General features: G+C 38.8%; 9 protein-coding genes. 5 read left to right on the forward strand and 4 right to left on the reverse strand.

Annotation, left to right across the window (positions count from 1 at the left end; all coding sequences use genetic code 11):
- The first annotated feature begins 5 nt into the window (after positions 1-5).
- The 3 genes from lgt (at position 6) to CDL10_RS07250 (ending at position 5,598) form a co-directional block, all read left to right on the forward strand.
- Positions 6-950 carry a prolipoprotein diacylglyceryl transferase gene (lgt, locus tag CDL10_RS07240; protein WP_100677913.1) on the forward strand — a complete coding sequence of 315 codons (945 nt, stop codon included), beginning with the start codon at positions 6-8 and terminating at the stop codon, positions 948-950.
- 122 nt (positions 951-1,072) lie between these two features.
- A complete protein-coding gene (locus tag CDL10_RS07245; protein WP_100677914.1) occupies positions 1,073-1,948 on the forward strand; it encodes an ABC transporter ATP-binding protein in 876 nt (291 codons plus the stop codon).
- Entirely contained in the window at positions 1,948-5,598 is a 3,651-nt protein-coding gene (locus tag CDL10_RS07250) for an ABC transporter permease/M1 family aminopeptidase (protein WP_100677915.1), read from the forward strand. The genes CDL10_RS07245 and CDL10_RS07250 overlap by 1 nt, the downstream gene beginning before the upstream one ends.
- A gap of 133 nt (positions 5,599-5,731) precedes the next feature.
- Here CDL10_RS07250 and CDL10_RS07255 read toward each other — a convergent pair whose 3' ends face one another.
- The 4 genes from CDL10_RS07255 to CDL10_RS07270 all read right to left on the reverse strand — a co-directional run bounded on the left by CDL10_RS07255 (position 5,732) and on the right by CDL10_RS07270 (position 12,143).
- Positions 5,732-8,482, reverse strand: a complete 2,751-nt coding sequence (locus tag CDL10_RS07255) for a fibronectin type III domain-containing protein (protein WP_100677916.1) — start codon at positions 8,480-8,482, stop codon at positions 5,732-5,734.
- 262 nt (positions 8,483-8,744) lie between these two features.
- Complete coding sequence (gene recA / locus CDL10_RS07260) at positions 8,745-9,746, reverse strand: recombinase RecA (RefSeq protein ID WP_100677917.1); 1,002 nt, start codon at positions 9,744-9,746, stop codon at positions 8,745-8,747.
- A gap of 66 nt (positions 9,747-9,812) precedes the next feature.
- Complete coding sequence (locus CDL10_RS07265) at positions 9,813-11,159, reverse strand: exopolysaccharide biosynthesis polyprenyl glycosylphosphotransferase (protein WP_100677918.1); 1,347 nt, start codon at positions 11,157-11,159, stop codon at positions 9,813-9,815.
- The gene (locus CDL10_RS07270) at positions 11,160-12,143 is read right to left on the reverse strand and encodes a UDP-glucuronic acid decarboxylase family protein (RefSeq protein WP_100677919.1); all 984 of its coding nucleotides are present in this window, start codon (positions 12,141-12,143) and stop codon (positions 11,160-11,162) included.
- Positions 12,144-12,321: 178 nt separating this feature from the next.
- On the opposite strand from CDL10_RS07270, the gene CDL10_RS07275 reads away from it, so the two are divergent.
- Positions 12,322-13,086 carry an alpha/beta fold hydrolase gene (locus CDL10_RS07275; protein ID WP_100677920.1) on the forward strand — a complete coding sequence of 255 codons (765 nt, stop codon included), beginning with the start codon at positions 12,322-12,324 and terminating at the stop codon, positions 13,084-13,086.
- 3 nt (positions 13,087-13,089) lie between these two features.
- Positions 13,090-13,692 (forward strand): ribosome biogenesis GTP-binding protein YihA/YsxC, encoded by a 603-nt coding sequence (gene yihA / locus CDL10_RS07280; protein ID WP_100677921.1) that lies wholly within the window; start codon positions 13,090-13,092, stop codon positions 13,690-13,692.
- Positions 13,693-13,728 lie beyond the last annotated feature (36 nt).

The raw sequence follows: 13,728 nt of genomic DNA on the forward strand, positions 1-13,728 counted from the left end.
ATTTTATGACAACCGCTTTGTCCTTTACCTGGAATCCATCTTATGGAATCGATTTAGGTTTTTTTACCCTAAGATATTACAGTCTGATGTTTGTAGTCGCATTTGGTCTTGGCTGGTATATTACCAAAAAGATTTTCGACCGTGAAGGCGAATCGCAGGACAATCTCGACAAACTGTTTATTTATACCATTTTTGCAACTTTGCTTGGGGCAAGATTAGGCGATGTTTTCTTTTACAGCTGGGATTATTACAAAGATCATTTGCTGGAAATTTTGTTGCCGATTCGGTTTTCGCCCGAATTTGAAATTGTAGGTTTTACCGGGTTGGCAAGTCATGGAGCAGCGATAGGAATTATCCTCGCCATGATTTATTATAACAGAAGAGTGATTCCGCACCGACCTTTTCTCTGGATTTTTGACCGCATTGTTCTCGCTATTACTATTGGCGGAATGTTTGTGCGGTTCGGAAACTTTTTCAATTCTGAAATCTACGGACATGTTACCAGTCCGAATAATCCATTCGGAATAAAATTCATTCGTGAGAGTGAGTTTTGGGCAGGCAAAAGCGTAACCAGATTAACCGGTATTACCGACCAAAACGAGGCATTCAAAGCGATTGCTACCGACCCGCAATACAGCCACATTCTTGATGCAATTCCTTTCAGACACCCGACGCAGCTGTATGAAGCAGCCGGATATTTTCTTTTGTTTTGGGTATTGTACTTTTTATATTGGAAAACAGATGCCCGCAATTATCTGGGCAAAATCTTCGGAATATTTCTGGTGTTGTTATGGAGCATTCGTTTTGCTGTTGAGTTTGTCAAAGAGAGCCAGGGCGGATTTGAAAGTGCTTTGGGTATTTTCTCTACCGGGCAATGGCTGAGTATTCCGTTTATCATTATCGGAATTTATCTGTGGGCAACCGCCAAAAGCAGGCCTTATCAGGGGTAAAGTTTTTTATAGCTGAGACTGAAAACTAAAAGCTCTTTGCTCTTAGCTAATCGGTTTTTTATCAAAACTGTAACATTTTCTGTATATTTACTACTTATTGGTTAAAATAAAAACAGAAAATCATGAGCTTACAAATTTCCGGATTAACAAAAACCTACAAAAACGGCGTAAAAGCCTTAGACAATATCGATTTGAATATCGGCAACGGAATGTTCGGACTGCTTGGTCCTAACGGTGCGGGAAAATCATCTTTGATGAGAACAATCGCTACTTTGCAAAAGCCCGACAATGGTAACATTCAGTTTGAAGATATCAGCGTGTTGAAAGACAAAATGGCTTTACGGAAAGTGTTGGGTTATTTGCCACAGGAATTTGGCGTATATCCGAATATGTCTGCAGAAACTTTGTTGGATTATTTCGCTCAGTTAAAAGGTATTACCAGTAAAAACGAACGCAAAAAAATGGTTGATTACGTTTTGGAAATCACTAATTTGTCCAGCGTAAAATCCAAAAGTGTAAGCGGGTATTCGGGCGGAATGAAACAGCGTTTCGGAATTGCTCAGCTATTGCTTAACAAACCAAGATTGATTATCGTAGATGAGCCTACAGCCGGATTAGACCCTGCTGAACGTCATCGTTTCTTAAATATCCTGCGTGAAATCGGGACGGAGCACACCGTTATTTTTTCTACACACATTGTTGATGATGTGAGAGAGTTGTGTAATAATATCGCTATCATGAATGGTGGAAGAATTCTGTATCAAGGCACACCCGAAGAAGCCCGGAAAAGCCTCGAAGGAAAAATCTGGATGCGGATTATCGAAAGAAGTGATTTAGATGAATTTTCACAAAAATTCAATATCATTTCTTCCAATTTTAACCCAGATAATACGCTGAACATTCGCGTGTTTAGTGAAGAAAATCCACATGAATCATTTGTTCCTGCAACACCTCAGCTCGAAGATGTATATTTTGTAACCCTTAAATCTGACCAATAATGTTTAAAACAATATTTGCCTTTGAAACCAAACGGTGGTTTAAGGATTACAAGTTTTACTTGTATTTTATCATATTTTTCGGACTGTCGTTCCTGATGATGGCAACATCTGTTGGGTATTTTGATGCTTTGTCGGCAACCACCGCTTCGAATCTGAAAATGAATTCGCCAATGATGATTAATGCGTTTATCAGTCAGATTTCGCAATTCATCAATTTCATTATTCCGACGGTCATCGGTGCGACAATTTACCGGGATTTCAAATACAACACCCATTCCTATCTGTATTCTTATCCGTTTGGAAAGGCGGATTATATTCTTGGAAAATTCTTTAGCGGATTTGTGGCTACGATACTGATTACTTTCAGTGTCGGGCTGGCTTTTCTGATAGCGACTTTATTGCCGTTTGCCAATGCAGAACTGTTAGGGCCGGTCAATTTGTGGGCTTATTTTCAGTCTTATGTTATTTTCGTTATTCCGAATATCTTTTTTATCGGAAGTCTGATATTTCTGTTGGTTACGCTTTCCCGGAATGTTTCTACCGGATTGATTCTGGTTATACTGCTTTTTATCGCAAATATTATCATTGCTGTAGCGACACAAAATATCGAAGACCGATACTATGTAGCTTTGTTTGAACCTACCGGAGCAGAAGCCTTGTCGTACATTACAAAATACTGGACGGTGGACGAACAGAACAATCTTTCTATTCCGTTTTCGGGTGTGATTTTGTACAACCGGTTGATTTGGATTGGAGCGGGAATCCTGTTATTGGGCTTGTTATACTTCTTGTTTTCATTCAATTACCAAACATTTAGCCTGAAACGAAAAAGCAAAAAAAGTGCAAGGCTGACGAAGAATAATTTTGGCAGTATCTTCAGGCTGAATCTTCCGCAGGTAACGTTAAAATATGATTTTTCAGAACGTTTTAAAACAGCCTTGCGTATGTCACGCATGGAGTTCGGGTTCATTATCCGCAACTGGATTTTCCTGGTTTTTCTGTTGATATTACTTATGTTTATCGGAATTACCGGTGCTTTCCTGGGGAATATGTATGGTACCACGACCTATCCGGTAACCTGGCGAATAATTTCTTCTGTCGGTGGCAACATTACAGCTTTCAGCATGTTATTGGTCTATCTGTTTGCTGGAATATTGATTCAGCAATCGGCAACAAGCAGAATGAACCTTTTGGTAGATTCTTCCCCGATTCCGAACTGGACTTTGCTTTTATCTAAGTTTATTGCTTTAGTAAAAATGGTTTTGCTGATTTATGTTATCGGAATTATCGGCTGTATTGTCGTGCAGGCGAGCTATGGTTACTATAATTTTGAAATCGGGCAATATTTACAGGAATTCTTCATTTACAGACTTCCGGGAGCGATAATTATGATTATTTTCTCATTATTTATCCAGAATTTCTTTAAGAATTTCATTGTCGGATTCTTTATAATTTTGCTGGCATTGATGATTCCTGACGGATTAGATGCTTTAGGTATTGAATTAAATATTTTCCATTTCAATTCAGGTCCGGGCGTGATGTATTCTGATATGAACGGATATGGTTCTGTCAGAAGTTTCTTCTATTACAAACTCTATTGGTTGCTGTTCTGCGGAGTTTTATACGGACTTACTTTACTGTTCTGGCGACGTGGAATTTTGAGCGGAGTGAAAGAACGGTTGAAATTAGTCAGAAAACGTTTTACCGCACCGATTGCCGTTCCGATGATTGTGCTGGCAATTGCATTCGTTGGTTTGGGATATGGGTTGTATTATCAGCAAACCCAACTGACGCCTTATTTCAAAAGTAAAGAATGGGAACAAATGCGGGCAGATTATGAGAAGACATACAAAAAATATGAAAAATATGCTCAGCCACGTATCGTCGATGTGTATGTGGATATGAATATTTTCCCGAAAGAAAGAAATTACAATGCCAAGGCGAAATTCACTTTGGTCAACAAATCAGATACTGCGATAGATACGATTTATCTCGACCATAGCAGAACCCTGAAATCTATTGTATTTGATCGGGCGAACGAAAAGGTTTTGTCCGACACGATATTCAATGTTCGTTTGTACCGACTGACAGAACCACTTTTGCCGGGCGATACTATCAAAGCAGAGATTGAAGTGGCGAATTTGCCAAATACATGGCTCAGAGACCGTTCGCCGATTATCGAAAACGGGACATTTATCAACAATTTCTCGCTTTTTCCTACATTCGGGTACAACGAAGGTTCGGAAATCAGTCATAATGATGTGAGAGAGAAATACGGTTTGCCACCAAAAGAACGTATGGCAGACCCAACCGACCCGGAAGCTGTGAAAAATACCTATATTTCAAAAGATGCCGATTGGATTACCTTTGAAACGGTGGTCAGTACTTCGGAAGACCAAATTGCGATTGCACCAGGTTATCTACAAGCTGATTGGGTAGAAAACGGCAGAAGATATTTCCATTACAAAATGGATCGGAAAATGCTGAATTTCTATGCTTATAATTCGGCTCGATTTGAGGTAAAACAAGAGAAACACAACGGTGTGAATCTCGAAATCTATTACCACAAAGGACATGAGTACAATCTCGAACGTATGATGGAAGCCTTGAAGCAATCTCTGGATTATTATTCAGAAAGTTATAGTCCTTATCAGTTTGAACAGGCACGCATTATCGAGTTTCCGAGAATCAATGGTACATTTGCTCAAGCATTTGCCAACACCATGCCTTTTTCGGAAGGAATTGGGTTTATTGCCAAAGTCGATGACGAAAATCCGAATGCGGTAGATTATCCGTTCTCAGTAACTTCACACGAGATGGCACACCAATGGTGGGCACATCAGGTTATTGGTGCCAATGTGAAAGGAGCTACGCTGATGTCGGAATCGATGTCGGAATACAGCTCATTGAAAGTGTTGGAAAACCGCTACGGAAAATCACAAATGCACAAGTTTCTGAAAGATGCTTTGGACAACTACCTCAGCGGAAGAACTTATGAATGGAAAACGGAAAATCCGTTGATGTACAACGAAAACCAGCAATATATCCATTACAACAAAGGCTCGTTGGTGTTGTATGCGTTCAGTGACCTTTTGGGCGAAGCTCAGTTTAATGAAATCATACAAGGTTATATCGAGGGAGTGGCTTTTCAGGACGCACCTTATACTACATCGCTTGAGTTTGTTGAGTACCTCAGAAAAGGAACACCAGACAGTCTGCAATATTTTATTACCGATATGTTTGAAACCATTACGTTGTACGATAATAAAGTAATCGAAACGAAGGTAACTGAACTGGCAGGCGGAAAATATCAGGTTGATATTGAATTCAACGTTGCCAAATACCGCTCTACACCAGAGGGCGAAAGCGTTTACAAAGATGAAAACGGTCACTACATGAGTTTTGGCGAAGGTAAAGACAAAACAGAATCTTTGCCGTTGAAAGATTATGTTGAAATCGGAATATTTGGCGAGAAAACCAAAAAAGGTAAATATGAACAAGACAATGAGATTTACCTCAAAAAGTATTATATCGACCAGATTAATAACAAAGTTTCTATAACCGTCAACGAAAAACCTGTTGAGGTCGGCGTTGACCCTTATAACAAACTGATTGATATTGATTCCAACGACAATCGTAAAAAGCCGTAAGCTACGCGATAGGCTGTAAGCAAAAAACCGGACAGAAATGCCCGGTTGTTTTTTGAAATAAATATATAATATGCAAAAAAATAAAAAGTAACCTGAATATCATTTCAGGTTACTTTTTGAGTGTTACAAAAGTTTATTTAACTACAATTTTCACGTTATACAACTTATTAGAATGAATGCGTAAAATATATGTTCCTGCCGGTAAATTCTGATTAATCAGGCTAAAATTATAGTCGTTTATATTTTTACTACTATAAAATAAGTTTCCGGTTATATCAAACATATCAATTTGGGAAATTGGGTATTTTGATTTAATAAATGTTTGTTCACCACTGTTTACCGGATTCGGATATACTGTTACTCCTGCAAAGGAACTGAAGTCTTCGTTTCCAGTTGATGGGTCAATTACTTCAAATTCCACACGGTTGGAGACTTCATTGTAAGAGTCGTTGGTAAACATTACAATAAAATAATTTCCTGTTTCGTTTGGCATATTTTCATTCGAAATTTCGACAGAACCGTCTGTTTGTCCTTCAAAATAAGTATAGCTAACTAACTCATCTACATTTGGGTCATCACCTTCGTGATAGATTCCAAGCCAGTCTTTTGGAATTCCAGGAGCATCACTCCATGTAGCAATGATGTTTTCGTTCAGGTTGTATATCGTTTGGTCTGTTACCAGATTTGTAATCAGTTCACCTACCTGAAAATAAACTTTTTCTCCGATAATGTGATACCCTCCTTCGAGGAAATAGGCAACAAAATAATAACCGTCTGTCAGTTCATTAAAATCAATGATTCCGTCTGCTGTTGAAACATATTGCCATAATGTGGCTGTTTCTTCGCCTGGGGTATGGCTTACCTTATAAATACCAATCCAGTCGTTTGCGAGCTGGGGTCCGTTTGAAAAAGTAACAGTTACTGTACTTCCGGAAGGGTAGATTTCTTGATCCGTGGTTAAAGAAACTTCCGGACCTACATAGAAGTATTGTCTTTCGGTAAGTTCGGTGTAGCCGTCATTCTCAAAAAACGTGGCATAATAAAGTCCTTTATCCGGAAGTCCATCAAAAGTTATGGTTCCGTTTGTCTCGCCGTTCACATACGCCCAATCTTGAGATGGAGAAGCCGAACCTGGAGTTTGAGTGTGTTTGTATAAACCAATCCAGTCGGATTGATTTCCGGGTCCCCCTGTGAAATGTACGCTGATAGGGGTGTTTTGAGCAAATTCTGTTTCTTCTAAATAAATCTCGGCATCAATAAAATTACTGTTGGTAATATTAAACGATTTTACCTCGCTCCATTCGCTCCAGCTTAGGTTTCTGTCACGTTGCCGGTATTTTACGTAATACATCCCGTTCGGAATTTCGTTTTCGCCTAATGTCAATGTTGTGATATCTACACCAGCATTTAAATCGGCTGACTCATCTATGCGAAGACCCATATCGGTTTCTAAAGGGCCGAATAAATTTTCATAATCTCTGTAAACAGAACGCTCTATAATGGAAAAATCACTTGTTATCCCAATCAAAAATTCTGTGGAGTTTAGTAGTTCATCCGAAGAAGTACTGTAAGGTGTCGTTTCTAACGTCAACGGAAGCTCTGTATCTTGCCCGTTTAAATCATTAACAATTGAAGGGGTATCAGGAGGAGCTATTCCATTTTTCTTATAAAATTGATCAATCAAAGCATTATCTTTCCATTCGTAGATACTGCCCATTGAATACGTTTCTACATCAAAAACACCGTTATTTACATCTACATCAATAATTTGATATGCCCAGTTGGGAATGGTTTTTTGAACATCTTCATAATCTTCTTCCACAGCCATACCCCAATATTGATCCCAAGCGACACCCCCCGAAATAATTTGATAGGTAGGGGTGTTTTTTAGTTGTCCACGATGGTACAGATGGTGGTGTGCACCAATGTGTAAAATATGTTTTGGAGAGGATGTTAAATGAGGCATTACCGTATTGCGAACCCAAGAAGAAATGTCACCGATGTATTGTTCTGCCTGATAAGGGCGATGTCCTAAAGAAACGATCCAATCTACCGTTTCGTCTGTATTTGCTGCATTGAGTACCTGAATTACCCAATTGAGTTGCTGAGCACTAGTATGCTCTGTATCTAATGCAATGAATAATACGTTTCCTACCTGGTTGGCATAATAATTTTCTACTCCGGAAGAGATTCCCTGGTAAACCATTTCATCCAAAACAAAATGGTCATAATATGCCTGCATACCCAATGTTCCGTAGGTTTCATGGTTACCAACCAATGTCTGTATAGGTAGTAAACCCGATAATGCCTGATTCTTTTTCATGTGTACATGTTCATAGTGGTCTAAAGTACCGACATCGACCTGATCACCTACCATTACAGTTAATGTGATATTATCGGAAGGATCTAAATTATCTCCCCATTTGTATTCAATGTTTCTTTTGGCTTGGTTAACTATCGTATCAAAGCGGGGTAAATTTCGCATTTGGTTATCACCTAATACCAAAAACCGAAGGTGCCCGTCAGAAGTTGCTGCCTGCCCTGGTAATGGCATTGTTTTGAAAGACAGTACTTCAGATGTTTCGTTTCCTGTTTTTGCCTTGTAGTAATATTTGGTATTGGGCTGTAAACCAGTAAGCTTGGCACTATGGTAATAATAGTTATTATCATATCCCACATCGGATAAGATAACGTTTGAGCCATTAACTGTTTGGGTCAAATTTGTAGGAGATGAGCCATATTCAACAATAGTTTCTGGATTGTCCGAAGTTTTCCAGTTTACATAAATAGAGTGCGGTGTTGCAGCCTGCAGATAAGGATTAATGTTTTGAGACCACACTTGTAATCCTAAAATACAAACGAGAACAGATAAAATTTTATTCATAAAATATAAAAATTAATTAGTTCAGCAAACTTAGTAGGTGTGTGTTAAGATTCTCTTAGCAGAAAATAAAGATTGATTTATGTTATTGTTAGGATATTTGTAGAATTAGTTGTGTTGCACAATAAAAAAGACTTTCAGTTTAACTCTGAAAGTCTTTTTTATTATTGCTATGTTTGTGCTTAATTTTAACTTATACTGCTAATTTACAAGGAACTGTGTTTATCGCAAATATAGTACAAGTGTTCTCAGACGAATCTCTTAATTACTGCTGATTAGCAATAGCCTCTTTGATTTTTTCCTCTAATTCTTCTTGTAATTCAGGATTGTCTTTCAACAATGCTTTGACGGCATCTCTACCTTGTCCGAGCTTAGTATCTCCATAACTGAACCATGAACCTGATTTTTTCACAATGTCAAAATCAACGGCTAAATCCAGTACTTCGCCCGATTTTGAAATCCCTTCGCCATACATGATGTCAAATTCTGCTGTACGGAAAGGAGGGGCGACTTTGTTTTTGATAACTTTCACTTTCGTTTTGTTACCAATTACGTTTTCGCCGTCTTTGATTTGTGTTGATTTACGGATATCCAATCGCACTGAGGCGTAAAATTTAAGTGCGTTACCACCAGTAGTTGTTTCAGGGTTTCCGAACATTACACCGATTTTTTCTCTCAACTGGTTAATAAAGAAAACGGTACAATTTGTTTTGCTGATAGTTGAGGTCAATTTTCTCAATGCCTGCGACATCAACCGGGCATGTAATCCCATTTTGGAATCGCCCATTTCGCCTTCGATTTCACTTTTTGGTGTCAAAGCTGCTACTGAGTCAATTACCACCATATCAATTGCTCCGGAACGAATCAGGTTTTCAGTAATTTCCAATGCCTGTTCTCCGTTGTCGGGTTGAGAGATAATCAGATTGTCGATATCTACACCCAATTTTTCGGCATAGAAACGGTCAAAAGCATGTTCGGCATCAATGAACGCAGCTATTCCGCCAGCCTTTTGTGCCTCAGCGATAGCGTGAAGTGTAAGCGTGGTTTTACCCGAAGATTCCGGCCCGTATATTTCTATAATCCGACCTCTCGGATAACCGAAAACACCCAAAGCCAAATCGAGCCCTAACGAACCCGAAGGAATGGCATCAACTTCTTCTACGGCACTGTCGCCTAATTTCATAACGGTTCCTTTGCCGTAGGTTTTGTCTAATTTATCTAACGTAAGCTGTAAAGCTTTTAGTTTTGCTTCTTTTTCTGAACTCATTTGTATATAATTTGTCTTGTAAAATTAATTATTTTTTTGGAATTGACAAGGTAATTTGAGAAAGCATTAATATGCCTTTTTGTCACCCAATAAAGCATTTTTGATGGTAAGGAAAATAATTTTCAAATCCAGCAGCAATGACCAGTTTTCAATGTAAAACAAATCGTATTTTATGCGGTTAATGATATCTCTTTTGCATTCGATTTCGCCTCTGTATCCGTGTGTTTGTGCCATTCCTGTGATGCCGGGCTTGACGAAGTGCCGCACTTTGTAACGGTCAATATCTCCGGCATATTGGTTGGTAAACGTTAGCATGTGAGGTCGCGGGCCACAAACCGACATATCGCCCAGCAATACATTGAAAAACTGAGGCATTTCGTCGATGCTGGTCTTACGTAAAAATTTTCCGAAACGGGTAATTCTTGTATCGTTTTTTTGTGCTTGGAGAACATCTGCATCTTCGTTTACCACCATCGAACGGAATTTATAGCATTCAAATTCTTCAAAATACAAGCCGTTTCTTTTTTGCTTAAAGAATACCGGACCTTTCGATTCCAGTTTGATGATAATGGCAACGATAGGGAACAGCCACGACATCACGAAAATGATAATTATCAATGAAAATAAAATATCGAACGAACGTTTGATGAACTTATTCGGGTATAATTCCAAAGGTGTCCGGTGCTCGGGAATAACCGGAATATATCCGTAATATTCTACTTTCGCCGGATTGGATAATATTTCTTTTTTGGAAGGAATATATTTGAGGTTGATAAAATTGTTGTCGCAGAATAAAATCGCCTCATGAATTTGCCCGGAACTGGTATCTTTAAGAGAAAGATATATTTCATCAGGTTTCAGTTCTTTGATGTATTGTTGAAGATTTTCATAATCATCAGGATATTCTATCTGGTCGATAAGGTTGTAACCATACTCTTTTTGGTTATTGAACAATGCCGCCAGTTCATTGGAAAGGCGGTCTTTACCGATGATAATTACATTTCGTCTGTTTCCTTTGAAACGTTTCCGGAATACCTTTAAACTCAGGAAGATACCATATTTAACCAATCCGATGCTGACCATCGAACAAAACAGAAACCAGAGGGTTTGTTTTTGAGGAATGTCGTCCGAAAATATGCCCAGATAAGCAAAAATAAACAAACCTAATAATAGGAACTGAACGAAGATTTTACGGGCAATTTGTATGAGTTTGGTATAACGGTAAACCTCGTAATAACGGCTGTAAACAGAAATGATTATCCATGCCAATGCTGTAGGAAGGATCAAAAGCAGGATATTGCTGGTGTGATCGGATAAAAAATAATTTACCCAAAATAATAGCAACAAAATATCCAGCCCGATAGTAATCGGACGCAAGTATTTTGAATACCGTCCTACAGATTTTTTAACCATTTATTGATTGTATTTTGAAAAATCTTTGTGCAAACCATCTTTGAGCTCGTTTTCTGACAAAGAGCGAAAATAGTCAAACGTTTTTCTCATGCCTTCTTCTCTGGAAACTTTCGGTTGCCAATTTAATACTTTTTTTGCCAGACTAATATCCGGACAACGTTGTAACGGGTCATTTTCAGGTAATTCTTTGTGAATTACAGGCACATGTTTCTGCGTCAGCTTAAGCACTTCGCTAGCAAAATATTTAATGGATATTTCTTCCGGATTGCCGATGTTTACTGGCATTGTATAGTCAGACAATAACAATCTGTATATACCTTCAATCTGGTCATCAATATAACAAAAAGACCGTGTTTGACTTCCGTCGCCAAAAACCGTCAGCGGTTCTCCACGCAAAGCTTGTCCGAAAAAAGCCGGGATTACCCGCCCGTCATTAACCCGCATACGTGGACCATAAGTATTAAAAATCCGTACAATCCTTGTTTCCAGTCCATGCACCCGATGATATGCCATGGTCAGCGATTCCTGAAAGCGTTTCGCTTCGTCATAAACTCCTCTTGGACCAATTGTGCTTACATTGCCATAATATTCCTCCGACTGCGGGTGTACCAGAGGGTCGCCATACACTTCAGAGGTCGAGGCAATTAATATCCGGGCATTTTTTGCCTTTGCCAACCCTAATAAATTGTGTGTTCCCAAAGACCCTACTTTCAGGGTTTGAATCGGGATTTTCAGGTAATCAACAGGACTCGCTGGCGAAGCAAAATGCAGAATATAGTCCAAATCGTCAGGTACATACACAAATTTGGATACATCGTGATGATAAAAATCAAAATGTTCCAGATGAAATAAATGTTCAATATTTTTTATGTTTCCGGTAATCAGATTATCCATACCGATGACTTTAAATCCTTCGGCAATAAATCTATCGCATAAATGTGACCCCAAAAAACCCGCTGCTCCTGTGATGAGAACTGTTTTCATGTAAGCAAATTAATAAAGCAAAGTTAACTAATTTTAAGAGATTTTCCGGCGATAATCAAAAATAATGTGTTTAGGTTACTTGAATGAATTTTCGCATTGTATTTTAAACAAGCTCTTAAATATCACTTTTTTTTTATAATGTTGTATATTTGCATTTAACAAACATTACAATTCTTGAATGGAAAGAATTCTAAAAGAAGAAGGAAAATACCGCTATGTGGAAATCGGGGAAGGTACTCCGATTGTGATTTTGCACGGATTGATGGGGGGATTGAGTAATTTTGACGGTGTAGCAGATTATTTTCCGAAGAAAGGTTACAAGGTGGTTATGCCCGAGTTACCGATATACGCATACAGCTTACTAAAGACAAATGTGAAAGCATTTGCAAAGTTCGTTTATAATTTTGTTCAATACAAAGGGTACGATAAGGTCATTCTTTTAGGAAACTCCCTGGGTGGGCATATTGCTCTTGTGACGGCAAAGCTCTATCCGGAAATCGTCAAGTCGTTGATTCTCACCGGAAGTTCCGGGCTTTATGAAAAAGCCATGGGCGATTCGTATCCGCGACGAGGCGATTATGAATTCATCAAAAAGAAAGCTCAGGACGTGTTTTATGACCCGGAAGTCGCGACACCCGAAATCGTAGATGATGTATTTGCGACGGTAAACGACCGTATGAAACTTATCAAAACGCTGACGATTGCCAAAAGTGCGATTCGGCATAATATGGCAAAGGATTTACCAAAAATGAAAATGCCGGTTTGTCTTATCTGGGGGAAAAACGACAATGTAACCCCGCCGGACGTTGCCGAAGAATTCCATGAATTATTACCCGATTCGGATTTGTACTGGATAGACCGATGCGGACATGCCGCCATGATGGAACACCCAGACGAATTCAACAGGATTATGGACGAATGGCTGACTAAACGAAACCTATAAGATATGCAGATTAAGCAAGCAGAATTCGTGGTAAGTAATTCAGACGTGGCAAAATGCCCGAAAGAATTATTGCCGGAATACGCCTTTATCGGACGGTCAAATGTAGGCAAAAGTTCATTGATTAATATGCTGACCGGACAAAATAAACTGGCAAAAACATCATCAAAACCAGGAAAAACACAGTTAATCAATCATTTTAAAATTAATCAAAACTGGTTTTTGGTGGATTTGCCCGGGTATGGTTATGCCAAAGTTTCAAAGCAATCCAAGCAAAAATTCCAGCAATTTATTACTGATTATTTTGAGCAAAGAGAGCAGCTTATTTCTGCTTTTGTTTTGGTCGATGTGCGGCACGAACCGCAAAAAATAGACCTTGATTTTTTTGCTTATCTGGGAGAAAACAGCATTCCGTTTGCGATTGTTTTTACCAAAGCGGACAAGTTGAGTAAATCCAACATCAATAAAAATGTAGCTCTTTACCAGAAAAAGCTACTCGCTGATGTTTGGGAAGAAATGCCGCCTTACTTTGTTACGTCTTCCGAAAGCGGTTTGGGAAAAGACAATTTGCTCGAATATATCGAGCAAATTAATCAAACTTTGAGATAATGAGCGAATGGGGGAGTTGGGCAAGAGCCAAGAGTG

Origin of the sequence: Avrilella dinanensis, assembly GCF_002807015.1 — a bacterium.
Taxonomy (GTDB): domain Bacteria; phylum Bacteroidota; class Bacteroidia; order Flavobacteriales; family Flavobacteriaceae; genus Flavobacterium; species Flavobacterium dinanensis.